Origin of the sequence: Micromonospora sp. NPDC023644, from assembly GCF_040640115.1 — a bacterium.
Classification (GTDB): Bacteria; Actinomycetota; Actinomycetes; order Mycobacteriales; family Micromonosporaceae; genus Micromonospora.
The window spans coordinates 312,958-337,899 of the sequence record NZ_JBFABA010000001.1; the positions used below are offsets into that span (position 1 = coordinate 312,958).

Below are 24,942 nucleotides of genomic sequence, written 5' to 3' on the forward strand. Positions count from 1 at the left end.
CATGGCGGCCCAGGTACGCGTTCTTCGTCAACGGATCCGCTCGGCGAAGGGGATGAAGAAGATCACCAAGGCGATGGAGCTCGTGGCGACGAGCCGGATCGCCAAGGCCCAGGCCCGGGTGGAGGCGTCCCTGCCGTACGCCCAGGCGGTCACCGGTGTGCTCACGGCGCTGGCGTCCAACGCGCGGATCGACCACCCGCTGCTCACCCCGCGTCCGCGGGTGCGGCGGGCGGGCGTCCTGCTGGTCACCTCCGACCGTGGCCTCGCCGGTGGCTACAGCTCCAACGCCATCAAGATGGCCGAGTCGCTGATCGCCCGGCTGCGGGCCGACGGCAAGGAGCCGGTGCTCTACGTCATCGGGCGCAAGGGCGTCGGGTTCTTCCGGTTCCGGGACCGGCCGATCGAGGCCAACTGGACCGGGTTCTCGGAGCAGCCGACCTTCGCCGACGCCCGCACCGTGGGCGAGACGCTGATCAAGGCGTTCACCGCCGGTGCGGACGACGTCGACGGCGGCGCCGGGGCGGACGGGGTGCTCGGGGTCGACGAGCTGCACATCGTCTACACCGAGTTCCACTCCCTGATGACCCAGACCCCGGTCACCAAGGTCATCGGCCCGATGCAGGTCGAGGACCGGCCGCGCGCCGAGGGCGCGCTGCCGGCCTACGACTTCGAGCCGGACGCGGAGGCGCTGCTCGACGCGCTGCTGCCGAAGTACATCAACACGCGGATCTACGCGGCGTTGCTGGAGTCGGCGGCGAGCGAGTCGGCGGCCCGTCGGCGGGCGATGAAGAGCGCCACCGACAACGCCGAAGAGATGATCGAGAAGTACACGCGCGAGATGAACTCGGCCCGCCAGGCCGGGATCACCCAGGAGATCAGCGAGATCGTCGGCGGCGCGAACGCGCTGGCCGCGTCGGGAAGTGAAGTGTGATGACTGCCCCAGTAGAGACCAAGACGGCCACGGGTCGCGTGGTCCGGGTCATCGGCCCGGTCGTCGACGCCGAGTTCCCGCGCGACGCCATGCCGGCCCTGTTCAACGCCCTGCACGTCAACGTGACGCTCTCCGGTGGTGAGAAGACGCTGACCCTGGAGGTCGCCCAGCACCTGGGTGACAACATGGTCCGCGCCATCTCGATGCAGCCGACCGACGGCCTGGTCCGCGGCACCGAGGTGCGCGACACCGGCTCGCCGATCACCGTTCCGGTGGGCGACACGGTCAAGGGCCACGTGTTCAACGCGATCGGCGAGTGCCTCAACCTGACCGAGGGCGAGACGCTCCAGCCGGACGACCACTGGGGCATCCACCGCAAGGCCCCGGCCTTCGCGGACCTGGAGCCGAAGACCGAGATGCTGGAGACCGGCATCAAGGTCATCGACCTGCTCGCCCCGTACGTCAAGGGCGGCAAGATCGGCCTGTTCGGCGGCGCCGGCGTGGGCAAGACGGTGCTCATCCAGGAGATGATCACCCGTGTCGCCCGGAACTTCGGTGGTACCTCGGTCTTCGCCGGCGTGGGTGAGCGCACCCGCGAGGGCAACGACCTCATCGCCGAGATGACCGAGTCGGGCGTCATCGACAAGACCGCGCTGGTCTACGGCCAGATGGACGAGCCGCCGGGCACCCGGCTGCGGGTCGCCCTCTCCGCGCTGACCATGGCGGAGTACTTCCGCGACGTCAAGAAGCAGGAGGTGCTGCTCTTCATCGACAACATCTTCCGCTTCACCCAGGCCGGTTCGGAGGTCTCCACCCTGCTCGGCCGCATGCCGAGCGCGGTGGGTTACCAGCCGACCCTGGCCGACGAGATGGGCGAGCTCCAGGAGCGGATCACCTCCGTCCGGGGCCAGGCCATCACCTCGATGCAGGCGATCTACGTGCCGGCGGACGACTACACCGACCCCGCCCCGGCCACCACGTTCGCCCACCTCGACGCGACCACCAACCTGGAGCGGTCGATCTCCGACAAGGGCATCTACCCGGCCGTGGACCCGCTGGCGTCCTCGTCCCGGATCCTCGCCCCGGAGTTCGTCGGTGCCGAGCACTTCGCGGTGGCGACCGAGGTGAAGCGGATCCTGCAGAAGTACAAGGACCTGCAGGACATCATCGCCATCCTCGGTATCGAGGAGCTCTCCGAGGAAGACAAGATCACCGTGCAGCGCGCGCGGCGGATCGAGCGCTTCCTGTCGCAGAACACCTACGCGGCGGAGCAGTTCACCGGCGTGCCGGGCTCGACGGTCCCGATCGAGGAGACCATCGAGGCCTTCAAGAAGATCAGCGAGGGCGAGTACGACCACTTCCCCGAGCAGGCCTTCTTCATGTGCGGTGGTCTGGAGGACCTGGAGCGCAAGGCAGCGGAGCTGATGAAGGGCTGACCTGTCGGTCCTGAACGAAGGCCGTCCCGGCAACGCCGGGGCGGCCTTTCGTCCGTCTTTAGGCCGCGTGATCGCCGCTGTCCGGATCCGCGTGCTCGGCGATCATGTCGTACGCGAGGTACCGTCGATCCGCCCACGCACCGCGGGGGCGTCGATCTGCAACGAATCGGCTGCATGCGCCCGTCTCCTGATCGTGGGCGTGACGAACGGAGATGATCGTGGGTAAGGCCGACAAGGGCGGCGGCAAGCCGTCCATGTGGTCGGGGGTGCCGCGCTGGGCCCGGGTCTGCACCGTTTTCGGTGCCGTCCTGATGCTGCTCAGCGGCGCGGTGCTGGTCGGCGCCGAGGCGCTGATGGCCCGCTACGAGGGCGCCGTCGGCAAGGCCGACCTCTTCGGCGACCAGGCCGCCGGGGCGAAGGAGCGCAGGAGCGACATCAAGGGCCCGCTCAACATCCTGCTGGTGGGCATCGATCCGCGCAACCCCGAGATGCCGCCGCTGGCCGACTCGGTCATGGTGCTGCACGTGCCGGCGGAGATGGACCGGGCCTACCTCTTCTCGATGCCGCGCGACCTCATCGTGGAGATCCCCGCGTTCAGCCGGGCGGAGTTCAAGGGCGGCACCGACAAGCTCAACTCGGCGATGTCGTACGGCAGCCGGGTGCCCGGCGGCAACCCGGACGCGGCCCGGGGCTTCGAGCTGCTGGCCACGACGGTGCAGAACGTCACCGGCATCGAGCGCTTCGACGCCGGGGCGATCATCAACTTCAACGGCTTCAAGAAGATCGTCGACGCGATGGGCGGCGTCGACATGTACATCGAGCGCGAGGTGCGCTCCGAGCACCGCGAGCCGGACGGCAAGCACCGCAAGGGCAACCCGAACGGCGAGGGCTACGTCGGCCCGCAGGCGGTCTACAAGAAGGGCAACCAGCACCTCAGCGGCTGGCAGGCGCTCGACTACGTCCGCCAGCGCTACCCGAAGAACGGCGTGCCCGACGGCGACTACGGACGGCAGCGCCACCAGCAGCAGTTCGTCAAGGCCATGGCCGGCCAGGCGCTCAGCGCCGACGTGGTGACCAACCCGGTCAAGCTGGACCGGGTGCTGCGGGCGGCCGGGCAGTCGCTGATCTTCAGCGGCCGGGGCAACAGCGTGATCGACTTCGGCCTGGCGCTCAAGAACATTCGGCCGGAGACGATCCAGATGATCAAGCTGCCGGGCGGCTCGGTCACCGAGAACGGGGCGTACCGGGGCGAGCGGTTCCAGCCCGCCGTGGACGACTTCTTCGCCGCCCTGCAGAAGGGGCAGCTGGACGCGTTCCTGGTGGAGCACCCCGACTTCCAGAACAAGACGAAGTAGCCGTGGCGCAGGTCTCGCCACCCGCGTTGGGGGCAGGTCGGCGGCACGACTAGACTTTCGACAATCCGCCGCCGCAGCAAGGAGACAGCGTGGCAAAGCAGCTTCACGTCGAGCTCGTAGCCGTCGAGGAGAAGGTCTGGTCCGGCGAGGCCGAGATGGTCGTCGCCCGCACGACCGAGGGCGAGCTGGGTGTGCTGGCGGGGCACGCGCCCCTGCTCGGCCAGCTTGCCGAGCCCGGCCAGGTGCGCATCAAGCTTGCCGGCGGCGAGCAGGTCTCCTACGAGGTGGCCGGTGGCTTCCTGTCGGTGACCGGCGAGGGCGTGACCGTCCTGGCCGAGAGCGCCACCCCGATCTCCGCCGCGCAGAGCCGCTGAGCCGAAACGCCGATGGAGATCGTCGAAGGGATCGGAATCGGCGTCGCCGTCATCCTCGGCGCACTTCTGATCCTCTTCGCCCGGCGGGCCGTCGTCGTCCGTAGCGGGGGCATCATCCGGCTCGGCGTCCGGACCTCCACGATGCTCGACGGCCGCGGCTGGTCTCCCGGCTTCGGCCGCTTCGTCGGCGACGAACTCCGCTGGTACCGGCTGTTCAGCTTCGCCATCCGACCCACCAGGGTGCTCTCCCGCAAGACGCTGGCCGTCGAGCGGCGGCGGCTCCCCGAGGGGCAGGAGCGCCTCTCGATGCCCGCCGACTGGGTCATCCTCCGCTGTACGAGCGACCACGCCCCGGTGGAGATCGCCATGGCCCGGTCCACCGTCACCGGATTCCTCTCCTGGCTCGAGGCCGCCCCTCCGGGGGCGGTCTCGCCGCGTATGGCCTCCCAGGACTGGCCCGCCGCCTGACGTCCCCTCGTCCTTGGGGGTTTTCGGGGAGCCCACCCGCTCCGGGCGGTCAGGCTTGATCCCTCCGCGGGCGGGCTCCCCGAAAACCCCTGCCGCCGCACTGTCCGCGGTCCGGCGCACTCTTACACCACCTGCACCGTTACCGGTCAGCCGGTCGTGCCGCCGCCCGCGCAGCGCCGGCGACTGCTCCAGCACCAGGTACGTCGGGCCGAGCCGCCAGGAGCGGCCGGCCGGCCACTCCTGGAACGGCGTCCAGCCCAGCTCGCCGAGCAGCCAGCCCCAGCCGCGTGTGGCGGCGCTCAGATCGGGCACCCAGACCTCGACGTGGTGCAGCGTGCCCACCGGGGTCTCCGGCGGGCACGAGGGCCGCGTGGTCAGCGGTTACCGCCGGGCACCCATAGCACATCCCCGTCCGGATTTGCCGTTCTTGACAGGATAAAGAGCAGATCAGAGAGCCGGTTGAGATACTTTGCCGGGAGCGAGCTGGTCCGATCGGGGTCGTGCGCGACCAGGGCCCACGCCGCCCGCTCGGCGCGTCGGGCGACCGTCCGTGCCACGTGCAGCAGCGCCGCACCCGCGGTGCCGCCGGGGAGGATGAAGGAGTCGAGCTTGCTCAGGCGTGCGTTGTACTCGTCGCACCAGCCCTCCAGACGCTCGACGTACGCCTCGGTGACCCGCAGCGGCGGGTACTTCGGATCGGGTTCGACCGGGGTGGCCAGGTCGGCGCCCACGTCGAACATGTCGTTCTGGATCGACGCCAGGACGGCCCGCAGCTCGTCGTCGAGCTGCCCCAGGGCGAGCGCCACGCCGATCGCGGCGTTGCACTCGTCGACATCCGCGTACGCGGAGATGCGCGGATCGGTCTTCGGCACCTGCTCGTTGTTGCTCAGCCTGGTCATGCCGGCGTCGCCGGCCTTGGTGTAGATGCGCGTGAGGTGGACGGCCATGACGCACAGCCTACGGATACCGGACCTGACGATCCCGGAGCGCCCGGGCGGCACCGCCGTCCGCACGGCGGGGGTGGGTCCCGGCGACGCCGGTGACCCGGCGGTCCACGACCTCGACGTCATCCGGGTGCGCGGTGACGCGCGCCTGGCCGGCACGGTGCACGTCGTCGGCGCGAAGAACTCGGCGTTGAAGCTGATGGCCGCCGCGCTGCTCGCCCCGGGCCGCAGCGTGATCACCAACGTGCCGCGGATCACCGACATCGCGATCATGGGGGAGGTGCTCCGCCGGCTCGGCTGCGGCGTCCACTTCGACGCCGACGACCCGGTCGACCCGATGGTCACGTACGGCGGGGTGGCCCGGTCCCGGTCGGTCGTCATCGACGTGCCCGAGCGGCCCGGCGCCGAGGCGGACTACGACCTCGTACGCCGGCTGCGCGCCTCGATCTGCGTGCTGGGCCCGCTGCTGGCCCGCCGGGGGTACGTGCGGGTGGCCCACCCGGGCGGGGACGCCATCGGCTCGCGGGGCCTGGACATGCACGTCTCCGGGCTGACCCGGATGGGTGCCGAGATCTCCGGCGAACACGGCTTCGTGATCGCGTCGGCGCCGCACGGGCTGCACGGCGCGGAGATCGTGCTCGACTTCCCCAGCGTCGGGGCGACGGAGAACCTGGTCATGGCGGCGGTGCTGGCGCGGGGGCCGAGCACCATCGACAACGCCGCCCGGGAGCCGGAGATCGTCGACATCTGCACCATGCTGAACCAGATGGGCGCCCGGATCTCCGGCGCCGGCACCTCCACCCTGCACATCGAGGGGATGCCGGGGCTGCGGCCGGTGCGGCACGCCACCGTGGGGGACCGGATCGTGGCCGGCACCTGGGCGTTCGGCGCGGCGATGACCCGGGGGGACGTCACCGTCACCGGGGTGGAGCCGACTTTCCTGGAGGTCGCGCTCGACAAGCTGGTCTCCGCCGGGGGCCTCGTGGAGACCCGGGGCGACGCGTTCCGGATCCGGATGGACGACCGGCCGAAGGCGGTGGACGTCGTCACGCTGCCGTACCCGGGCTTCGCCACCGACCTGCTGCCGATGGCGATCGGGCTCGCCGCGGTCAGCGACGGCGCCTCCCTGATCACCGAGAACATCTTCGACGGCCGGTTCATGTTCGCCAACGAGATGATGCGGCTGGGCGCGGACATCAAGACCGACGGCCACCACGCGGTGGTCCGGGGCCGGGACCGGCTCTCCGGCGCGCCCGTCCGCGCCACCGACATCCGGGCCGGGGCGGGGCTGATCATCGCCGGGCTCTGCGCCGAGGGGGTCACCGAGGTCTCCCACGTGCACCACGTGGACCGGGGCTACCCGGACTTCGCGGCCGACCTGCGCGCGCTCGGGGTCGAGGTGGAGCGGGGCACCACACCGGAGGAACCGGACCTGACCATCTGAGCCCGCCGCGCCCGCCCGGCGCCTCGGCCCCCGAGGCTCCGGACCCCGCCAGGGCCGTCGCCTTCGGCCAGACGCCTTAGCATCCGTTCAGGCTCGCCGACTAGGGTGCTGACAGACACTCAATCAGGCGAGGGAGAAGCAGATGGCGGGTCGACTCGCGGTCGTCGGGGCCGGGCTGATGGGCTCGGGCATCGCCCAGGTGGCGGCGCAGGCGGGCTGGCAGGTGACGCTGCGGGACCTGGACGACGCGGCCACCGGACGGGGCATGGACGGCATCCGGAAGTCGCTGACCCGGTTCGCCGAGAAGGGCAAGATCGAGGCGTCCGAGGTCGAGGCCACGCTGGGTCGGATCACCCCGACCACCGACCTGGAGGCGGCGGCCGACGCGGACATCGTGGTCGAGGCGGTCTTCGAGCGGCTGGAGATCAAGCACGAGGTGTTCCGCGCGCTGGACAAGATCTGCAAGGCCGACGCGGTGCTCGCGACCAACACCTCGGCCATCCCCGTGACGCAGATCGCTGCGGTGACGGAGCGCCCGGAGGCGGTCGTCGGCACCCACTTCTTCTCGCCGGTGCCGATGATGAAGCTCTGCGAGCTGGTGCGCGGCTACAAGACCAGCGACGAGACCCTGGCCACGGCCAAGTCGTTCGCCGAGGAGATCGGCAAGACCGTCGTGGTGGTCAACCGGGACATCGCGGGCTTCGTCACCACCCGGCTGATCGCGGCCCTGGTCGTCGAGGCGGTCAAGCTCGTCGAGTCGGGCGTGGTGTCGGCCGAGGACCTGGACACCGCCTGCCGGCTCGGCTTCGGTCACGCCATGGGCCCGCTGGCCACCACGGACCTGACCGGCGTGGACGTGCTGCTGCACGCCTCGAAGAACATCTACACCGACACGGCCGACGAGAAGTTCTTCCCGCCGGAGCTGCTCCAGCGCATGGTCACCGCGGGTGACCTGGGCCGCAAGAGCGGCAAGGGCTTCTACACGTACTGACGGGAGCCGGGGGCGCGACGTCCCCGGCCGCTCAACGGACCGCCTCCGCCGGCGCGGGGGCGGTCCGCCTCAGCCCGGCGGTGAGCACGAGCGTGGCCGCCGTCGACGCCGCGGCGAGCAGCGCGACGGCCCAGCTCGCCGGGACCAGGTCCGCGACCGTGCCGGCGAGCACGGCACACAACGCCTGCGTGGTCAGCATCCCGTTGTGGTGCAGGCCGAGCACCTGGCCCCGGATCTCGGCGGGCGAGTGGACGATCAGCCGCTCCTGCAACGGCAGCCCGGCGGCGAAACCCGCCGAGGCGACGACCGCGACGACCATGGCCAGTGGCAGCGCCGGCGACAGCGCGAAGGCCAGGTAGGGCAGGGCGAGCAGCAGCCGCAGTGCGGGAACCAGTCGGTCCCGCCGGGCCGGCGGCAGGAACCGCCCCACCACGACGTCGCCCGCCAGCATGCCGAGGGCCGCGGCGGCGTAGAGGAAACCGGCCCGGTCCCCGGCGTAGGGCACGAACAGCGCCTCGCAGCCGACGACCAGGCCGCCCGGCACCCACAGGTTGAGCAGGAGCGACCGGCGGCCGGGATCCGCCCACACCTCCCGGTTCACCCGCAGCGTGCGCCCGACCGTCGTCCGGGCGGTGGTCCGTGCCGGGCGCTCCGACAGCCCGAACCATCCGACCGCCGCCGCCACCACCCGCAGCACCGCCGCGAGCAGGAACACCTCGTACGGGTCCAGCCAGACCAACAGGACGCCGCCCAGCCCGAACCCGGCGATCTGCATCGCCCCGACGCTCGTGTTCATGGTGGACCGGCCCAGCACGTAGGCGTCGGCCGGCAGGATGTCGGTGAGCAGTGCCCACCGGGCGCCGGCGGTGATCGAGCCGACGTACGCGCCGGCGAAGATGACCGCGAACCGGGCCCAGAGCGGCAGGCCGGGCACGGCCTGCAGCGCCGCTCCGGCGGCGACCAGCACGGCGGCGAGGGTCAGCGCCCGGCGGGGCGGCACGCTGTCCGCGGCCGACAGCAACGTCAGGCTGCCGAGCACGCCGGCGAGCGGTGCGCCGAACATGCTCAGCGCGGTGAGCAGCGCCGAGCCGGTCGACGCGTAGGTCAGCGCGCCCAGCGCCAGCGCCGACGTCGTGTGCGCCGCGATGCCCGCGCAGTTCGCCAGGAACAGGTTGCGGAACTCCCGGACCGCGAACAGATCTGCGTACGTTCTCACGGGGCACATCGTTCGGGGCGCCGGGTGGATCTCGTAGAGTTACGTCTGGAGGCGAAACGTGGGCGTCTGGCAGGTGCCGTCGGACCTTCTCGCGCGGAGCCGCTTCACGGTCTCGCCGATGGTCGACACGATCGCCGCGCTGCGCGCGCTGCACGACCCGCGTACCCCGTGGCAGCGGGCCTGGCGAGGGCGGCACGTCGAGGCGTTCCGGCGGATGCTGGTTGGTCGGCCGGTGGTCCGGGCGCTGCTGCCCGCGTCGTTCCACCCCCGGTGGACCGCGGACTTCCTCACCGTCGCGCCCGCCTCGCCGGAACCGACGTTCGCGGCGGAGCTGGCGGCCGTCGGGCGGTTGTCCGACGAGCGGATCAGGGCCGACCTGCGCGCCACCCGCCCGGAGCCGCTCGCCGCGGAGTTGCTGGCCGACGGTCTCACCGGGCAGGTGGTGGGACTCCTCGACTGGGTCTGGACGCACACGGTCGAGCCGGAGTGGCCGGAGCGGACCCGCCGGCTCCGGGCGGACATCGTGGCCCGCACCGCCGCGCTGAGCACGGGCGGTTGGGCGGGGGTGTTCGCCGACCTCAACCGCAACGTGCGCTGGCTGGGCGACGGCCGTCTCCAGGTCAACGACTACCCGGAGCCGCCGCTGTCGCTGGACGAGGCCGAGCAGCTGGTCTTCCTCCCGGCGCACTGCCGTCGCGGCTGGGTGGTCTGGGACAAGCCGATCCGGTTCGGGATCGTGTACCCGGTGCGCGGGATCCTGGTCGATCCCACCTCACCGGCACCCGACGGGCTCGCCCGGCTGATCGGCGCGAACCGGGCCAACATCCTGGCCAGGCTGGACACGCCGCTGAGCACCTCGCAGCTCGTCGTGGTGACCGGGCTGTCCCTCGGGACGGTGGGCGACCACCTGCGGGTGCTGCTGGACGCGGGCGCCGTCGGCAAGCGGCGGTCCGGGCGCGAGGTGCTCTACTGGCGTACGCCGCTCGGCGACGCGCTCGCCGCCGGCGGGTGAGCGAGGTCGCCCGGCCGCCGGCGGTGCGGGCCGCCCGTCCGGGTCAGCCGTCGCGCTTGGTCGTCCAGCGGAACGTGGTCAGGCAGAGCACCAGGCCGATCACGCACCACGCGAGGAGCACCAGGGCTACCCGGTCCAGCTCGAACGAGCCGCCCGGCTCGCGGGCGCCGAAGCTCTCCGGCAGGAAGACCGAACGCAGGCCCTGGCACATCCACTTCAGCGGGAAGAGCGCCGCTACCTGCTGCATCCACGCGGGCAGCTCGGTGAAGACGAAGAACACCCCGGAGATGAACTGGAGCACCAGCGCGACCGGGGTGACCACCGCCGAGCCGCTGCGGGCGGTGCGGGCCAGCGACGAGATGGCGATGCCGCAGAGCGTGCAGGCGGTGACGCCGAGCACCGACACCCAGCCGAAGGTCAGCCACCTGGCGGCGGTGCCGGGCAGCTCCAGGTCGAACAGCGCGACGGAGACGGCGAGCAGCAGCGCGGTCTCGGCGACGCCGATCGCCACCACCATGATCACCTTGCCGGCGAACCAGACCCACTTCGGCATCGGCGTGCCCCGGTAGCGCTTGAGCACCCCGCGGTCCCGCTCGATCGGGATCCAGATGCCGAGGTTCTGGAAGCTGACCGTCATCAGGCCGGTGGCGATCATGCCGGTGATGAAGTACTGGGTGTACTTGACGCCGGGCGCGATCTCGTCGCTGAAGATCGCCGCGAAGATCAGGATCATGATCACCGGGAAGCCCATCGTGAAGACGACGGACTCCCGGCTGCGCAGGAACTGGGTGATCTCCAGCCGGCTCTGGCGCAGGCCGAGGGCGACCGGACCGGGCCGCCGGGCCGGTGCCGTGGTGGCCGGCGCGGCCGGCCTCGTCGTGGTGGTCATCGGTGTCCGATCATCGTCAGGTAGATGTCCTCCAGGGTCGGCCGCGTCACCGTCAGGCCCGGGACCTCGCCGCCGAAGCGCGCGGCCAGCTCGGCCACCAGCGCCGTCGGCGTCGCGCTCTGCGCCGTCTCCAGCGACCCCTCCGGCGTACGCCAGGAGACCGTCGCCAGGGCCTCCCGCCGGTTGCCCAGCCGGTCGGGCGGGGCCACCTCGATGACCCGGCCGCCCGCGATCACGCCGACCCGGTCGGCGAGGGACTCGGCCTCGTCGAGGTAGTGGGTGGTGAGGACGATGGTGGTGCCGGCGGCGGCCAGGTCCCGGATCAGCTCCCAGAACTCCCGGCGCGCCTCCGGGTCGAAGCCGGTGGTCGGCTCGTCCAGGAAGAGCAGCTCGGGGCGGCCGATGATGCCGAGCGCCACGTCGAGCCGGCGCTTCTGCCCGCCGGAGAGGGTGTGCGTGCGGGCCTTCGCCTTGCCGGCCAGCCCGACCCGCTCGATGACCTTGTCGGGGTCGTCCGCGTCGGCGTAGAAACCGGAGAAGTGGCGCACCACCTCGGCGACCGTCAGCTCGTCGAACTCGCCGGTGCCCTGGAGCACGATGCCCACCCGCGACCGCCAGTCGGCGGCCGGCCTTGCCGGGTCGCTGCCGAGGACGTCGACGTCGCCCGCGTCGCGCCGCCGGTAGCCCTCCAGGATCTCCACGGTGGTGGTCTTGCCGGCGCCGTTGGGGCCGAGGAGGGCGAAGACCTCGCCGCGGTGGACGTCCAGGTCCACGCCCGCCACGGCGACGTTGTCGCCGTACGCCTTGCGCAGCCCCCGGACGGAGATCGCCAGCTCGTCATGCATGTGTCAAGTGTGCGACCTGGCCGCCGCGGTGGGCCGGCCGGGGTGTGGTGGTCGCGCCCATGTCGGGTGCTTCGCACCCGGGTTTCCGCTCCATGGAGCTGTGTGGTTTTCCACAGCTCTGGTGACTGAACGGTAACTTAGACTCCCGCCATGGACGAGAAGGCTCTCCCCGGCCGGCTGCCCGAGCGCGACCGCCCCTGGGTGATGCGCACGTACGCCGGGCACAGCTCGGCCGCCGCGACGAACGCGCTCTTCCGCCGCAACCTGGCGAAGGGGCAGACCGGGCTCTCGGTCGCCTTCGATCTGCCGACACAGACCGGCTACGACCCCGACCACGAACTCGCCGCCGGCGAGGTGGGCCGGGTGGGTGTCCCGGTGGCGCACCTCGGCGACATGCGCGCCCTCTTCGAGGGCATCCCGCTGGCCGACATGAACACGTCCATGACCATCAACGCGCCGGCGATGTGGCTGCTCGCCCTCTACGGCACGGTCGGCGAGGAGCAGGGCGCGCAGCTGTCCCGCTGCGCCGGCACCACGCAGAACGACATCATCAAGGAGTACCTCTCCCGGGGCACCCACATCTTCCCGCCGGCGGCGTCGCTGCGGCTGACCGCCGACGTCGTCGCGTACACGCTGCGCGAGATGCCGCGCTGGAACCCGGTGAACATCTGCTCGTACCACCTCCAGGAGGCCGGCGCGACCCCGGTGCAGGAGGTCGGCTTCGCGCTCTCCACCGCCGTCGCGGTGCTCGACGCGGTCCGTGACTCGGGGCAGGTGCCCGCCGAGCGGATGGGCGACGTCGTGCAGCGGATCTCCTTCTTCGTCAACGCCGGGGTGCGCTTCGTCGAGGAGATCGCCAAGATGCGGGCCTTCGGCGCGCTCTGGGACGAGATCACCCGCGAGCGCTACGGGGTGCAGGACCCGAAGCAGCGGCGCTTCCGCTACGGCGTGCAGGTCAACTCGCTGGGCCTGACGGAGGCGCAGCCGGAGAACAACATCCAGCGCATCGTGCTGGAGATGCTCGGCGTGACCCTGTCCCGGGACGCCCGGGCCCGCGCCGTCCAGCTGCCCGCCTGGAACGAGGCGCTCGGCCTGCCCCGGCCGTGGGACCAGCAGTGGTCGCTGCGGATGCAGCAGGTGCTCGCGTACGAGTCGGACCTGCTGGAGTACCCGGACCTCTTCGCCGGCTCGCACGTGATGACCGCGCTGGTCGACGAGATCGTCACCGGGGCCCGGGTCGAGTTGGGGACGGTGCTGGAGATGGGCGGCGTGGTCGCCGCCGTGGAGACCGGCTACCTCAAGAGCGCGCTGGTCGCCTCGCTGGCCGAGCGGCGCCGCCGGATGGAGTCCGGCGCCGACGTGGTGGTCGGCGTCAACCGGTTCACCGAGACCGAGCCGTCGCCGCTGACGGCCGCCGGCGCCGAGTCCGTCGAGCAGGTCGACCCGGCCGTCGAGGCGGCGGCCACGGCCTCCGTACGCCGGTGGCGGGCCGGTCGGGACGACGCGGCGGTCGACGCGGCGCTGGCCCGGCTGCGCGCGGACGCCACGACCACGGCGAACCTGATGCCGGCGACGCTGGAGTGCGTGCGGGCCGGGGTGACCACCGGCGAGTGGGCCGGCGCGCTGCGCCAGGTCTTCGGCGAGTACCGCGCGCCCACCGGCCTGGCCGGCGCCGCCGGGGCCGGCGGCGACGCCACCCTGGTCGCGGTCCGGGAGCGGGTCGCCGCCACCGCCCGCGAGCTGGGCAGCGGCCGGCTGCGGCTGCTCGTCGGCAAGCCCGGCCTCGACGGGCACTCCAACGGCGCGGAGCAGATCGCGGTACGCGCCCGCGACGCCGGCTTCGAGGTGGTCTACCAGGGCATCCGGCTGACCGCCGGGCAGATCGTCGCCGCCGCCGTGGAGGAGGACGTGGACCTGGTCGGCCTCTCGGTGCTCTCCGGCTCGCACCTGGCGGCGGTGCCGGCGGTGCTGGACGGCCTGCGCGCCGCCGGCCGGGCGGACCTGCCGGTGGTGGTCGGCGGGATCATCCCCGCCGGCGACGCCAAGCAGTTGCGCGCCGCCGGGGTGGCCCGGGTCTTCACGCCGAAGGACTTCGCCCTGACCGGGATCATCGACGAGCTGGTCACCGTGGTCCGGGAGGCCAACGGCCTGCGATGAAGGAAGGCCCCTCGGCGACGAGGGGCCTTCCTCCGGGTGCCGACCTCGGTCGGGGCGCTCCGGCCTCGGCGCGTTCCAGCCTCGGTCCGGGCGCTCCGGCGGCGGCGCGCCCCGGGCGCCGTCAGCGCTGGTCGTAGGTCATGCAGTCGGCCATGTCGTTGTCCGGGCCGACCCTGATCGACGGCGCGTGGCACTCCAGCTGCTCGTTGTGCCGGCAGTCCGCGCGCTGGCAGGCGCCGACCTGCGCGGTCATGCCGCCGTCGACCCCGCCACGGACCGCCGGCATCTCGACGAAGGTGTGGCAGTGCGCATGGTCCGGGCTGCCGATGGTGATGGCGAAGGCGTGGCAGTCGTTGGTGTGGTTGTACGAGCACGCCGCCACGACACATTCCTGGACGCGGGGCATCTCCACTGCTGCGGTCATGGTGACCTCCTATAGAGTCTTGCCCCGATTTTAGGCTTTTGTAGTTTTTGCCGAGCCTGGTTCAGCCCAGTCCGAGCACCTCCGAGAGCGGGGCCGGCTCAAGGCCGCGCTCGGCCAGCCCGGCGAGGATGTGCGGCAGCGCCTCGTCCGTCATCGGCGCGTTCGCCTCCGTCACGTGCAGGACGATCACCGAGCCGGGACGCACCCCGGCCAGCGAGGCGCGGACCACCGGCCGCCAGGACTTCGCGAACGGGTCGCCGCTGACCACGTCGCCGTCCACCACGGTCACCCCCAGCGGGGCCAGCGCGGCCAGGGCCTTCCGGTCGTGGCACAACCCGGGGAAGCGGAAGTACCGGGTCTGCCGCCCCCCGTACGGGGCCACCACGTCGAACGTCCGGGCCACGTCGGAGGTCATCTCCCGCTCCGCGATGCGGGGCAGGCCGTAGCAGTCCGGGGTAAAGGCCAGGTGCCCGTACGTGTGGTTGGCCAACTCGAAGCGCGGGTTCCCGGCGAGCCGGCGGGTCACGTCCGGGTACTGCTCCACCCACTTGCCGGTGAGGAAGAAGGTGGCCGGCACCCGCTCCCGTTCCAACAGGTCGATGATCTTCAGGTTCGCGTACGACCGCACCGCGCCGCTGCGCAGTTGGTACCGCATCGCGTCCGTCATGTCGGCGTCGAAGGTGAGCGCCACCTTGTTCCCCGTACGCGGACCGTGGTCGACGACGGGTGGCCTGGTCCCGGGCGGGGTCGCGCCGGGGACCGCCGCCGGGGGCGCGCCGGGGGCCGTCGCCTCCGGGGCGGCCGGCGCGGACGGGGCCGGCGCCGAGGCGTCCGGTGCCGTCGGGGTCTGCGAAGCCCGGCCCGCCTCCGCGATGCGGACGATGCCGGCGTCGGCCGACGTGCGCGGCGGGGTCGGGGCGGCGAGGAGGGCCGCGGCGGCGACCACGGCGGTGAGGGTCGCGACGAGCGGAACGCGGGGGATCTTCACGTGCACCGGGAGATGATGTCAGCGCCTGGCGGTTTCGGTGTGCCCGCGGTTGGGTTGCGCGGTCGTCGTGGCGTTGCGGCGTCGTGATGGGCTGGGTCGTGGTTGGCCCTGCGTTGTGGTTGGGCTGGGTCGGGTGGTTGGGCTGCGTCTGGTGGTTGCCGGTCCGTCGTGGTGGGAGTGTGGCCCGCCGTACCCGGCTCCGGGCGGTCAGGCTTGATCCCTGCGCCGGGCACGGCGGGCCACACCCGTCGGTGCCCGCTCGCCGTCCTCGGCTCACTCTCCGTCCCAGGCCGTGCCCGCCTGCAACCCCTGGCGCCGTCTGCTCGCCTGGGCCCGTTGCGCCGAAGCCTGCCCGCCTACACGCGTAGCGCTGCCGCCTGCCTGCACCCATAGCGCTGCCGCCTGCCTGCCTGCCTGCCCGCCCGCGTAGCGTCCGGTGATCAGGGCGGCGTGAAGGTTTTCCGGCCGTTGTGGGGTGCATGACGTCCTGATCAGTGCCGGTTGGTTCCACGGGCCCGTCCCATGATCCGTTGACGTCGGCCCGGGCGGAGGGCCGCGCAGAGCCCGGCGCAGCGTCAACCGATCATGAGCGCCGCTCGACGACACCGGTGGCTCTCGGTACGAAACCGCCCCGCCAAGGGCCCTTTCGTGCCAAGATCCCGGCCGTCCACCCTGCGAACCGGGGTGCTTGGTGTCCGGTTGCGTGATGGGTGTCGGGTGCAGCATCGGCGGGCGGGCGTCATCGCGTTCCCGATCGGGGCCGGTGTCCGGTTTGGGGGTGTGAGCGGGGGCATCGGGGGGGGCGGAATCGTGGCCGGGGTGGGGTCGTTACACCCTGCGTACGACCGAGCAAGACCGCGCCGCCCCACGGATTCTGGGGCCCCGGAATGATGGCGGGCCGGCGGTCGTTACACATGGTCCGGCCGACGTGAGGGCACCCCCCCCGCCCCGCGAACAGGCCCGATCCTCCCGGCCGACACGGCCAATCTGATCCCCGGCCGACAGGGCCAATCTGATCTTTGCTTCGGCGAGAGGCCGGAGATCCCCTGAGTTGTTCATGAGCGCCGGACGGTGCTTGCACCCGCACAAGCCGAGTCCCCCCTTCGGTGTGGGTGCCGACCCCCGAATGGAGCACATCTGATGAACACGTTCATTCGTAACAGCGTTCTTGGTATCGCCGGTCTGGCGTTCGCCGGTGGTGTGGCCGCCGGCCCGATGACCGACACCACCCACACCCCGAGCGTGGACACGAAGGCGACGGCGGTGGCGGTGGCGGTGCAGGCCGACAAGCCGTCGGTCGACAAGGCGAAGCTGGTGCCGCATGGTGTGCAGGGTGCGCAGTCGCGTATCGAGCTCTCCGACGAGCAGGTCGGCAACGTCAAGGCGATCATCGCGGCGACGAAGAAGGCCGGCATGGACGAGCGCGCCGCCGTCGTCTCCATCGCCACCGCGTTGCAGGAGTCGAAGTTGGAGAACCTGGGTCACCTGGGTGAGCGCAACGACCACGACTCGCAGGGCCTGTTCCAGCAGCGCCCCACCTCGGGTTGGGGCACCGTCGAGCAGATCACCGACCCCGAGTACTCCACGACCGCGTTCCTCAAGGGCCTCAAGCAGGTCGACGGGTGGCAGGACATGCCGCTGACCGAGGCCGCCCAGACCGTGCAGGTCTCGGCGTACCCCGACCACTACGCCCAGTGGGAGCAGCAGGCCGCCGACCTCGTCGCCGAACACTGGAACAACTGACACACCCCGACACGACTCCCACAGACTTTCCACCACAAGGGGGATCGCTGGCCGGCACCCGAACCCGGGGTGCCGGCCAGCGGCATGTCCGGAGCGGTCAGACGCGGAAGCCGGCGGCCCGCGCCGCCTCGCGCTCCCGGCGGCGGTCGGAGCGGCGGCGCCGGAACCAGAAGAAGAAGACGACCAGCCCGAGCAGGAACGCCAGCACCAGCACCGGCAGGATGATCGCCACCACCGACATGACGACGCTGGTGGCGTCCTCGGCGGTGCTGGCCACCGGCGCGCCGACGCCGGCCGTGGTCGCGTTGATGACCGGTCGGGCGGCGGACTTCAACAGGTGTACGCCGAGGGCGATCAGCACCCCGGTCACCACCGGGACCCACTGGCTGGACGAGAAGAAGCTGCCCGGGTCGCTCACCGTCACCGTCTCCGACGACGAGCCCGCCCCGAACGCCAGGCCGCCGGCGGTCGGGCGGACCACGGTCTGCACGACGTCGTTGACGTGGTCGACCACCGGGACCTTGTCGGCGACGACCTCGATGACCAGCAGCACCGCCAGGATCGCGATCACCCAGCCGTTGCTCAGCCACTGCCATCCGCCGGGCAGGTCGATCAGGCTGGTGTAGCGGGCCAGGAGGCCCATGGTGAGCAGGGGGATGTATGCGTTCAGCCCCGCCGAGGCGGCGAGACCCGTACCGGTGAGAACTTCGAGCACCATCTCAGCATCGCACCGGCACGCCAGTGCCGCTCGGTGGCGCGGGCCGGGGTCTCGGCTACCCTCGTCGGGTGCGGTTGGTCATTGCGAAGTGCTCGGTGGACTACGTCGGACGGCTCTCGGCCCACCTGCCGCCGGCCACCCGGTTGCTCATGGTGAAGGCGGACGGGTCGGTGTCGATCCACGCCGACGACCGGGCGTACAAGCCGTTGAACTGGATGAGCCCGCCCTGCCGGTTGGAGGAGGCCCCCGGCGTCTGGCGGGTCGTCAACAAGGCGGGCGAGGAGCTGCGGATCACCCTGGAGGAGATCTTCCAGGACACCTCGTACGAGCTGGGGGTCGATCCGGGCCTGCGCAAGGACGGCGTGGAGGCGCACCTCCAGGAGCTGCTGGCGGCCAACCCGGAGACCCTCGGTGAGGGGTTCACGCTGATCCGCCGGGAGTACATGACGGCCATCGGCCCGGTCGACCTGCTCTGCCGCGACGCCGCGTCCGGCACCGTCGCCGTCGAGGTGAAGCGCCGGGGCGAGATCGACGGCGTGGAGCAGCTGACCCGGTACCTGGAACTGCTCAACCGCGACCCGCTGCTCGCCCCGGTCGCCGGGGTCTTCGCCGCGCAGGAGATCAAGCCGCAGGCCCGGGTGCTCGCCACGGATCGGGGCATCCGCTGCGTGGTCGTGAACTACGACAAGCTGCGCGGCATCGAGCGCGACGAGCTCACCCTCTTCTGACGGTCCGCCCGGCTGTCGGGCGGGAGGCGACTCCGACGCCCGGCGGGAGTCACCGGGGCGTGGCCGGGGGCCCGTCCGCGCGGACGGCGATCAGCGACTTGGGCAGGCCGGCCACCCGCTCGACGAGGATCCGCGAGTCGGGGAAGTAGTGCCGCATCTGGGAGCGGTCCAGCAGCTCCGTCCAGAGCACCTGGTGGATGGCGGCCTCGTGGGTGCGGGTCGGCTTGTGCCCGAGCGGCCAGCGGCGGGCGAACGCGGTGCGCAGCCGCACGGGGAGGAACTGCATCCCCGGCGCGATCCAGTGCGGCTCGATGGGGAAGTAGCGGTAGGGCGTCTGCACCCAGTGCCGGTCGCCGAGACCGCGCACGGCGTCGGCGAAGCGCAGCCGCCGCTCGTGCCCGCCGACGTGCTCCAGCACGGAGTTGGAGAAGACCAGGTCGTAGCGGCGCGAGGTGATCCGGGCCGGCAGGTCGCAGGCGTCGGCCCCGTCGACCTCCGCCCACTCCGGGACGTCCGCGGGCGGCCGCTCCAGGTTGACCACGTGCACGCGCGCCGGCCGCACGTCGGCGCGGGTCCAGGTGCCGAGCCGGCCGCCCAGGTCGATGACGTGCATCTTCTCCAGGTCGGGGAAGGTCTGGGCCAGCCAGTCGGCGCGGCGACGCCGCTGCCGGGCACTCCACGACCGGTCACTGTCGACGAGGTGGAAGCGCAATCGATGGGGGTGCATTTAACGCAATGTACCGCTCCCACCACGTTGGACACGCGCGAGGGCGTTCATGATCGGTTATCCGACAGTCACCTGCCGTACATGACCTTGATGGCCTTCACGAGCCGGGCGACGTCGGCCGGGGTCCGCTCGAAGGTCGTCGAGGGCAGCAGCGACCTGGCCCGTCGCCGGGTGATGGCCTTGGCGCGGCTGAACTCGCGCAGCCCGTCCTCGCCGTGGATGCGCCCGAAGCCGGAGTCGCCCACGCCGCCGAACGGCAGCGTGGACATCCCGGCGAAGGTCAGCGCCGAGTTCACCGACGCCATGCCCGAGCGCAGCCGCCGGGCGATCGCCACCGCGTGCCGCCGGCCGAAGACCGAACCCCCCAGGCCGTACGACAGGGCGTTGGCGAGGGCGACGGCCTCGTCGGCGTCGCGGACCCGGTTGATGGTCAGGGTCGGACCGAACGTCTCCTCGCGTACGGCGGCGGAGTCCTCCGGGACGTCCACCAGCACGGTCGGCCGCACGTACGGCGGCTGCACCGCGTCGGCGCCGCCGAGCACCGCCCGGCCGCCCCGGGACAGCGCGTCGTCGATGTGCCGGCGGATCACGTCGATCTGGCTCGGCATGGTGATCGGCCCGATGTCCGCGTCGTCCGGGCCGACGGTCAACCGGCCGGCCCGCTCGACCACCTTGCCGACGAAGGCGTCGAAGACCGGCTCGACCGCGTAGACGCGCTCGATGCCGATGCACGTCTGGCCGGCGTTGGTGAGCGCGCCCCAGACGCACGCCTCGGCGGCGGCGTCCAGGTCGGCGTCGGCGTCGACGATCATCGCGTCCTTGCCGCCCGCCTCCAGCAGCACCGGCGTCAGCGACTCGGCGCAGGCCGCCATCACCTTCCGCGCGGTGGCCGAGGAGCCGGTGAAGGCCACCTTGTCCACTCCGGAGCGGCAGAGCGCCGCCCCGACGTCGCCGAGCCCGTGCACGGCGGTGAAGACCGGACGCTCCGGCACCACCTCGGCGAACGTGTCGACCAGCCACTGCCCGACGGCGGGGGTGTACTCGCTGGGCTTGAGCACCACCGTGTTCCCCGCCGCCAGCGCGTACGCGGCGGAGCCGATCGGGGTGAAGACGGGGTAGTTCCACGGGCCGATAACGCCGACGACGCCGTACGGCTGGTATTCGAGGTGGGCGGAGAACTCGGCCAGGACGAGCCGCGAGCGGACCCGGCGGGGGCCCAGCACCCGGCGGGCGTTGCGGGCCGCCCAGTCGACGTGCTCGACGGCGGTGACGACCTCGACGATGGCGTCGGCGACCGGCTTGCCGCCCTCGGCGTGCACCAGCTCGGCGATCTCCTCGATCCGCCGGGCGAGGAGGCCGCGCCAGCGCAGCAGCCGCTCCCGGCGCCCGTCGAAGCCGAGCGCGGCCCACCACTCGCCGGCAGCGCGGGCCTGGTCGACGGCCCGTCGGACGTCTTCGGCGGTGGCGACCGGCAGGCGCCCGGCCTCCGCCCCGGTGGCCGGGCTCGTCGAGATCAGCCGACCGTCCTCGATCACGGGGGTACCCGGGGCATGCACAGCCGTCATGACGGAAGTCTAGACCCGAGGATTACTCGCCGGTAGGGCTGCGGCGGCCGGTCCCGTCCGCCGGACCGGCCACGCGGCGACGGCACGGACCGGCCGCGCGGCACCGGAACGGGGTGGACGCCCATCGCCCGGACTTGTGATGATTCTTCCGCCGATGCGCGCCGAACCGTCGAACGCGAGGTGTCCGGCCGGGGGCGCGGAGGTGACCACGCGGCGGTGGAGGGTGGCTACCGTGTGATGGCAGGCTGACGCGCGGGTGACCGGGCGGGGTGGAGGCTGATCTTCCGTGGAGGAACATCCGGAACTGAGACCGTTGTTGACGGTGGCCGGTGGGGCGATGCGGGGGCTGAGCTTCCGGGTGGGCCCGCAGCGGCAGGTCATCGGCCGGGCGCCGACCGCCGACATCGTCGTGCACGACGCCCACCTGAGCCGCCGGCACGCCGAGGTCTGGCTGACGGGCGAGGGGGCGACCCTGGCGGATCTGGGCTCGACCAACGGCACCTGGCTGAACGACCGGCGGATCACCGGCGTGGAGCGGCTGGCCGACGGGGACGTGATCCGGCTCGGCCGCACCGAGCTGCGCGTCTTCGACCCGGGCGTGGCGCGGACCGACCCGGTGGGGTTCAGCTTCGGCGGGCCGCGCCGGGACCGCCGGCCGACCCTGCCGTTGCCGATCGCGGCCCCGGCCGCACCGATCGTGGCCTCTGCCGCACCGATCGCGGCCTCTGCCGCACCGATCGCGGCCTCTGCCGCACCGATCGCGGCCTCTGCCGCACCGATCGCGGCCCCGGCCGCACCGGGCGTCGACCCGGTGCCGCCGGTGGCGGTTGCGGCGGTGCTGTCCGCCCCGTCCTGACCGGGGCCGACGGCGGATGCCGGCGCACACCTCCCGGTGGTGGAAGGTGGCGGGCCGGCCCATGGACGCGTCCGGCGCGGCCGTGGCAGCATCCGGCGGATGGAGACCGGACAGCGGCTGGTGTCGGCGAACGGAATCACCCAGGCGGTACGGGTGGCCGGGCCGCCGGACGGCGCTCCCGTACTGCTCGTCCACGGCAACTGCTCGTCGGCGGCCTTCTGGGAGCCGCTGGTGCGGCGGCTGCCGGCCACCCTCCGCGTGGTCGCGCCCGACCTGCGCGGCTACGGGCTGACCGACACCGCCCCGGTCGACGCGACCCGGGGGCTGGGTGACTTCGCCGACGACGTCGCCGCGCTGCTCGACGAGCCGTCCCTCTTCGCGCCCGGCGCCCGGCCGGTGGTGGTCGGCCACTCGCTCGGCGGCGGGGTGGCCATGCGGCTGCTCGTCGACCACCCCGACCGGGTGGGCGCGCTGCTGCTCGCCGCGCCGGTCTCGCCGTACGGCTACGGCGGCACCCGGGACCTGACGGGGACGCCGACCACCCCCGACTTCGCCGGCACCGGCGGCGGCACCGCCAACCGGGACTTCGTCAAGCGGCTGGCCGCCGGCGACCGGGGCACGGACAGCCAGACCAGCCCGCGCGCCGTGCTGCGGGCCACCTACGTGGCGGACCCGGCCTCGCTCGGCGACGACGAGGAACTGCTGCTCGACAGCCTCCTCTCCACCGCGACCGGCGACGACAACTACCCCGGTACGGCGGTGACCTCGGCGAACTGGCCCGGCACCGCACCGGGACGGCGTGGCGTGCTGAACGCCCTCTCCCCGGCGTACTTCCGGGTCGCCGACGAACTGGTCGCCGTGGCCGGCAAGCGGCCCGTCACCTGGATCCACGGCGACGCCGACGTGATCGTCTCGGACACCGCGATGATGGACCTGGCCCACCTGGGCTCGCTGGGCGTGCTGCCCGGCTGGCCGGGGGCGGCGGCCTGCCCGGCGCAGCCGATGGTGGGGCAGACCCGGGCGGTGCTGGAGCGGTACGCGGCGGCCGGCGGGACGTACCGCGAGGTGCTGCTGCCCGGCTGCGGGCACAGCCCGCACCTGGAGCGGCCGGCCGAGTTCGTCGCCGAGCTGCTGAGGCTGACCGACGAGGCCGGCTGACCGGCGGGTGCCGGGTGGCCGCGCGCAGCCCCGCTGGGCTCGTGAAATTTCCCACGGCGCCTCGACAACTCAACGTCACGTGGCAGACTCGCGCGCATAACCTTAATGGTCGTTCACTCGGCCGTGCGGAGTTTTGAGGGAGGCTGGTCGTGGCGCGCGATTTCACCAGCGTGGGCGTTGTGGGTCTGGGCACCATGGGTGCCGGCATCGTCGAGGTATTCGCGCGTAACGGGGTCGACGTCGTCGCGGTGGAGGTCTCCGAGGACGCGCTGGAGCGCGGCCGGGCCATCCTCACCGGGTCGACGGACCGGGCCGTGGCCAAGGGCAAGCTCGCCGAGGCCGACCGGGACGCGCTGCTGAGCCGCGTGCGGTTCGCCGTCGGGCTGGACGCGCTGCACGCGGTGGACCTGGTCATCGAGGCGGTGCCCGAGCACCTGGACCTGAAGCAGCGGATCTTCGCCGAGCTGGACCGGGTCTGCAAGCCCGAGGCGATCCTGGCCACCAACACCTCGTCGCTGAGCGTCACCGAGATCTCCGTCGCCACCAGCCGGCCCAACCAGGTGATCGGCATCCACTTCTTCAACCCGGCCCCGGTGATGAAGCTGGTCGAGGTGGTCCGGACGGTGGTCACCTCCACCGACGTGGTCGCCGACGTGGAGGCGCTCTGCAAGCGGCTCGGCAAGGTCGACGTCACCATCAGCGACCGGGCCGGCTTCATCGCCAACGCGCTGCTCTTCGGCTACCTCAACCACGCCGTCGGGATGTTCGAGGCGCACTACGCCACCCGCGAGGACATCGACGCGGCCATGAAGCTGGGCTGCGGCCTGCCGATGGGCCCGCTGGCGCTGATGGACCTGATCGGCCTGGACACCGCGTACGAGATCCTCGACACCATGTACCGGCGCGGCGGGCGGGACCGCCGGCACGCCCCGGTGCCGCTGATCAAGCAGATGGTCACCGCCGGGCTCCTCGGTCGCAAGTCCGGCCGGGGCTTCTACACCTACGAGCGGCCGGGCTCCCCGGTCGTCGTACCCGACGAGCAGACGCCGGCGGCGACGGAGGCCGCGCTCGCCGACGGCGACCGCGCCCTCGCGAAGGTCGGCGTCGTCGGCTCCGGGACGATGGCCACCGGCATCATCGAGGTGTTCGCCAAGGCCGGCTACGAGGTCGTCTCGGTGACCCGGGGCGCGGAGAAGTCCGCCAGGGTCTTCGAGGCGGTCAAGACCTCGCTCAACAAGGGCGTGGTGCGCGGCAAGCTCAGCGAGGCCGACCGGGACGCCGCACTCGGCCGGATCAACTGGTCGGCCACCCTGGACCACCTCGCCGACGTCGACCTCGTCGTCGAGGCCGTGGTCGAGGAGCTGAGTGTCAAGAAGGCCCTCTTCGCCAGCCTCGACGAGATCTGCAAGCCGGGCGTCGTGCTCGCCACCACCACCTCCTCGCTGCCGGTGATCGACGTCGCGATGGCCACCCAGCGGCCCGCCGACGTGGTCGGGCTGCACTTCTTCAACCCGGCGCCGCTCATGCCGCTGGTAGAGATCGTGGAGACCATCCGCACCTCGGCGGAGACCACCGCCACCGCCCGCGCGGTCTGCGCCGCGCTGGGCAAGACGGGCGTGGTCTGCGGCGACCGGTCCGGCTTCATCGTCAACGCGCTGCTCTTCCCGTACCTCAACGACGCGGTGAAGATGCTGGAGGCGAGCTACTCCACCGCCGACGACATCGACCACGCGATGAAGCTGGGCTGCGGCTACCCGATGGGCCCGTTCGAGCTGCTCGACGTGGTCGGCCTGGACGTCTCGCTGGCCATCCAGCGGGAGCTCTACCTGGAACTGCGCGAGCCGGGCTTCGCGCCCGCCCCGCTGCTGGAGCACCTCGTCACGGCCGGCTACCTGGGCCGCAAGAGCGGCCGCGGCTTCCGCGACCACACCCGTCGCTGAACGGGTCAACACCTCCGGCCGGTGCCGGCGTCT

23 protein-coding genes and 1 pseudogene are annotated in these 24,942 nt (G+C 72.2%); 14 read left to right on the top strand and 10 right to left on the bottom strand.

From position 1 onward, the window contains the following. The first annotated feature begins 1 nt into the window (after nt 1). The 5 genes from AB0G08_RS01435 (at nt 2) to AB0G08_RS01455 (ending at nt 4,564) form a co-directional block, all read left to right on the top strand. The gene (locus AB0G08_RS01435; protein WP_358081444.1) at nt 2-931 is read left to right on the top strand and encodes a F0F1 ATP synthase subunit gamma; all 930 of its coding nucleotides are present in this window, start codon (nt 2-4) and stop codon (nt 929-931) included. After that, on the top strand, nt 931-2,367 hold the full coding sequence (atpD, locus tag AB0G08_RS01440) for a F0F1 ATP synthase subunit beta (protein WP_350919652.1): 1,437 nt from the start codon (nt 931-933) through the stop codon (nt 2,365-2,367). Before AB0G08_RS01435 ends, atpD begins: the two co-directional genes overlap by 1 nt. Nucleotides 2,368-2,579: 212 nt before the next feature. After that, nucleotides 2,580-3,722 carry an LCP family protein gene (locus tag AB0G08_RS01445; protein ID WP_358081448.1) on the top strand — a complete coding sequence of 381 codons (1,143 nt, stop codon included), beginning with the start codon at nt 2,580-2,582 and terminating at the stop codon, nt 3,720-3,722. An 89-nt stretch (nt 3,723-3,811) separates the two neighbouring features. Beyond that, complete coding sequence (locus AB0G08_RS01450) at nt 3,812-4,096, top strand: F0F1 ATP synthase subunit epsilon (RefSeq protein WP_358081451.1); 285 nt, start codon at nt 3,812-3,814, stop codon at nt 4,094-4,096. A 12-nt stretch (nt 4,097-4,108) separates the two neighbouring features. After that, a complete protein-coding gene (locus tag AB0G08_RS01455; RefSeq protein WP_358081454.1) occupies nt 4,109-4,564 on the top strand; it encodes a DUF2550 domain-containing protein in 456 nt (151 codons plus the stop codon). 150 nt (nt 4,565-4,714) lie between these two features. On the opposite strand, the pseudogene AB0G08_RS01460 reads toward AB0G08_RS01455, so the two are convergent. Beyond that, nucleotides 4,715-4,906 (bottom strand): annotated as a pseudogene (locus AB0G08_RS01460) (glyoxalase); the annotation flags it as partial. 32 nt (nt 4,907-4,938) lie between these two features. After that, nucleotides 4,939-5,511, bottom strand: coding sequence for a cob(I)yrinic acid a,c-diamide adenosyltransferase (locus AB0G08_RS01465; protein WP_101412544.1), 573 nt, complete (start codon nt 5,509-5,511; stop codon nt 4,939-4,941). Between AB0G08_RS01465 and murA the strand changes: the two genes are divergently transcribed. Together murA and AB0G08_RS01475 are read left to right on the top strand one after the other, a co-directional pair. After that, the gene (gene murA / locus AB0G08_RS01470) at nt 5,510-6,952 is read left to right on the top strand and encodes a UDP-N-acetylglucosamine 1-carboxyvinyltransferase (protein WP_358081456.1); all 1,443 of its coding nucleotides are present in this window, start codon (nt 5,510-5,512) and stop codon (nt 6,950-6,952) included. The two genes, AB0G08_RS01465 and murA, sit on opposite strands and share 2 nt — an antisense overlap. Nucleotides 6,953-7,094: 142 nt before the next feature. Beyond that, nucleotides 7,095-7,943 (top strand): 3-hydroxyacyl-CoA dehydrogenase family protein, encoded by an 849-nt coding sequence (locus AB0G08_RS01475; protein ID WP_357870771.1) that lies wholly within the window; start codon nt 7,095-7,097, stop codon nt 7,941-7,943. Nucleotides 7,944-7,974: 31 nt separating this feature from the next. Here the strand turns inward: AB0G08_RS01475 and AB0G08_RS01480 are convergent, their stop codons facing one another. Further along, entirely contained in the window at nt 7,975-9,159 is a 1,185-nt protein-coding gene (locus AB0G08_RS01480; RefSeq protein WP_358081458.1) for an MFS transporter, read from the bottom strand. 118 nt (nt 9,160-9,277) lie between these two features. On the opposite strand from AB0G08_RS01480, the gene AB0G08_RS01485 reads away from it, so the two are divergent. After that, nucleotides 9,278-10,171, top strand: a complete 894-nt coding sequence (locus tag AB0G08_RS01485) for a helix-turn-helix domain-containing protein (RefSeq protein WP_358081460.1) — start codon at nt 9,278-9,280, stop codon at nt 10,169-10,171. Between the two features lie 43 nt (nt 10,172-10,214). Here the strand turns inward: AB0G08_RS01485 and AB0G08_RS01490 are convergent, their stop codons facing one another. After that, the gene (locus AB0G08_RS01490) at nt 10,215-11,060 is read right to left on the bottom strand and encodes an ABC transporter permease (RefSeq protein WP_358081462.1); all 846 of its coding nucleotides are present in this window, start codon (nt 11,058-11,060) and stop codon (nt 10,215-10,217) included. Further along, on the bottom strand, nt 11,057-11,905 hold the full coding sequence (locus AB0G08_RS01495; RefSeq protein ID WP_358081464.1) for an ABC transporter ATP-binding protein: 849 nt from the start codon (nt 11,903-11,905) through the stop codon (nt 11,057-11,059). Before AB0G08_RS01495 ends, AB0G08_RS01490 begins: the two co-directional genes overlap by 4 nt. A gap of 150 nt (nt 11,906-12,055) precedes the next feature. Here AB0G08_RS01495 and AB0G08_RS01500 point away from each other — a divergent pair, with 150 nt between their 5' ends. Continuing rightward, the gene (locus AB0G08_RS01500) at nt 12,056-14,062 is read left to right on the top strand and encodes a protein meaA (RefSeq protein ID WP_358081466.1); all 2,007 of its coding nucleotides are present in this window, start codon (nt 12,056-12,058) and stop codon (nt 14,060-14,062) included. A 121-nt stretch (nt 14,063-14,183) separates the two neighbouring features. Here AB0G08_RS01500 and AB0G08_RS01505 read toward each other — a convergent pair whose 3' ends face one another. Beyond that, nucleotides 14,184-14,486, bottom strand: a complete 303-nt coding sequence (locus AB0G08_RS01505) for a DUF1540 domain-containing protein (RefSeq protein ID WP_358081468.1) — start codon at nt 14,484-14,486, stop codon at nt 14,184-14,186. A 61-nt stretch (nt 14,487-14,547) separates the two neighbouring features. Beyond that, nucleotides 14,548-15,480 carry a polysaccharide deacetylase family protein gene (locus tag AB0G08_RS01510; RefSeq protein ID WP_358081471.1) on the bottom strand — a complete coding sequence of 311 codons (933 nt, stop codon included), beginning with the start codon at nt 15,478-15,480 and terminating at the stop codon, nt 14,548-14,550. A 1,134-nt stretch (nt 15,481-16,614) separates the two neighbouring features. Here AB0G08_RS01510 and AB0G08_RS01515 point away from each other — a divergent pair. Beyond that, nucleotides 16,615-17,217 carry a hypothetical protein gene (locus AB0G08_RS01515; RefSeq protein WP_358081474.1) on the top strand — a complete coding sequence of 201 codons (603 nt, stop codon included), beginning with the start codon at nt 16,615-16,617 and terminating at the stop codon, nt 17,215-17,217. Nucleotides 17,218-17,314: 97 nt separating this feature from the next. Here AB0G08_RS01515 and AB0G08_RS01520 read toward each other — a convergent pair whose 3' ends face one another. Then, nucleotides 17,315-17,932: a DUF4126 domain-containing protein gene (locus AB0G08_RS01520; RefSeq protein ID WP_358081594.1), complete on the bottom strand. Its 618-nt coding sequence runs from the start codon at nt 17,930-17,932 to the stop codon at nt 17,315-17,317. A gap of 71 nt (nt 17,933-18,003) precedes the next feature. Between AB0G08_RS01520 and nucS the strand changes: the two genes are divergently transcribed. Next, nucleotides 18,004-18,663, top strand: coding sequence for an endonuclease NucS (gene nucS / locus AB0G08_RS01525; RefSeq protein ID WP_121399575.1), 660 nt, complete (start codon nt 18,004-18,006; stop codon nt 18,661-18,663). A 49-nt stretch (nt 18,664-18,712) separates the two neighbouring features. On the opposite strand, the gene AB0G08_RS01530 is transcribed toward nucS, so the two are convergent. Both AB0G08_RS01530 and AB0G08_RS01535 read right to left on the bottom strand, forming a co-directional pair. After that, nucleotides 18,713-19,390, bottom strand: a complete 678-nt coding sequence (locus tag AB0G08_RS01530) for a methyltransferase domain-containing protein (protein WP_358081476.1) — start codon at nt 19,388-19,390, stop codon at nt 18,713-18,715. Nucleotides 19,391-19,458: 68 nt separating this feature from the next. After that, nucleotides 19,459-20,955, bottom strand: a complete 1,497-nt coding sequence (locus AB0G08_RS01535; protein WP_358081478.1) for an aldehyde dehydrogenase family protein — start codon at nt 20,953-20,955, stop codon at nt 19,459-19,461. Nucleotides 20,956-21,241: 286 nt separating this feature from the next. On the opposite strand from AB0G08_RS01535, the gene AB0G08_RS01540 reads away from it, so the two are divergent. The 3 genes from AB0G08_RS01540 (at nt 21,242) to AB0G08_RS01550 (ending at nt 24,909) form a co-directional block, all read left to right on the top strand. Next, complete coding sequence (locus AB0G08_RS01540; RefSeq protein WP_358081481.1) at nt 21,242-21,811, top strand: FHA domain-containing protein; 570 nt, start codon at nt 21,242-21,244, stop codon at nt 21,809-21,811. Between the two features lie 99 nt (nt 21,812-21,910). Continuing rightward, complete coding sequence (locus AB0G08_RS01545) at nt 21,911-22,969, top strand: alpha/beta hydrolase (RefSeq protein WP_358081484.1); 1,059 nt, start codon at nt 21,911-21,913, stop codon at nt 22,967-22,969. A gap of 149 nt (nt 22,970-23,118) precedes the next feature. Further along, nucleotides 23,119-24,909, top strand: coding sequence for a 3-hydroxybutyryl-CoA dehydrogenase (locus tag AB0G08_RS01550; RefSeq protein WP_358081488.1), 1,791 nt, complete (start codon nt 23,119-23,121; stop codon nt 24,907-24,909). Nucleotides 24,910-24,942: the final 33 nt, after the last annotated feature.

Excerpts from the sequence above, each read along its gene's own strand:
- AB0G08_RS01435 (WP_358081444.1), top strand. The coding sequence starts at position 2 with ATGGCGGCCCAGGTACGCGTTCTTCGTCAACGGATCCGCTCGGCGAAG.
- atpD (WP_350919652.1), top strand. The coding sequence starts at position 931 with ATGACTGCCCCAGTAGAGACCAAGACGGCCACGGGTCGCGTGGTCCGG.
- AB0G08_RS01445 (WP_358081448.1), top strand. The coding sequence starts at position 2,580 with ATGATCGTGGGTAAGGCCGACAAGGGCGGCGGCAAGCCGTCCATGTGG.
- AB0G08_RS01455 (WP_358081454.1), top strand. The coding sequence starts at position 4,109 with ATGGAGATCGTCGAAGGGATCGGAATCGGCGTCGCCGTCATCCTCGGC.
- murA (WP_358081456.1), top strand. The coding sequence starts at position 5,510 with ATGACGCACAGCCTACGGATACCGGACCTGACGATCCCGGAGCGCCCG.
- AB0G08_RS01465 (WP_101412544.1), bottom strand. The coding sequence starts at position 5,511 with ATGGCCGTCCACCTCACGCGCATCTACACCAAGGCCGGCGACGCCGGC.
- AB0G08_RS01475 (WP_357870771.1), top strand. The coding sequence starts at position 7,095 with ATGGCGGGTCGACTCGCGGTCGTCGGGGCCGGGCTGATGGGCTCGGGC.
- AB0G08_RS01485 (WP_358081460.1), top strand. The coding sequence starts at position 9,278 with ATGGTCGACACGATCGCCGCGCTGCGCGCGCTGCACGACCCGCGTACC.
- AB0G08_RS01490 (WP_358081462.1), bottom strand. The coding sequence starts at position 11,060 with ATGACCACCACGACGAGGCCGGCCGCGCCGGCCACCACGGCACCGGCC.
- AB0G08_RS01495 (WP_358081464.1), bottom strand. The coding sequence starts at position 11,905 with ATGCATGACGAGCTGGCGATCTCCGTCCGGGGGCTGCGCAAGGCGTAC.
- AB0G08_RS01500 (WP_358081466.1), top strand. The coding sequence starts at position 12,056 with ATGGACGAGAAGGCTCTCCCCGGCCGGCTGCCCGAGCGCGACCGCCCC.
- AB0G08_RS01505 (WP_358081468.1), bottom strand. The coding sequence starts at position 14,486 with ATGACCGCAGCAGTGGAGATGCCCCGCGTCCAGGAATGTGTCGTGGCG.
- AB0G08_RS01515 (WP_358081474.1), top strand. The coding sequence starts at position 16,615 with ATGAACACGTTCATTCGTAACAGCGTTCTTGGTATCGCCGGTCTGGCG.
- AB0G08_RS01530 (WP_358081476.1), bottom strand. The coding sequence starts at position 19,390 with ATGCACCCCCATCGATTGCGCTTCCACCTCGTCGACAGTGACCGGTCG.
- AB0G08_RS01535 (WP_358081478.1), bottom strand. The coding sequence starts at position 20,955 with ATGACGGCTGTGCATGCCCCGGGTACCCCCGTGATCGAGGACGGTCGG.
- AB0G08_RS01545 (WP_358081484.1), top strand. The coding sequence starts at position 21,911 with ATGGAGACCGGACAGCGGCTGGTGTCGGCGAACGGAATCACCCAGGCG.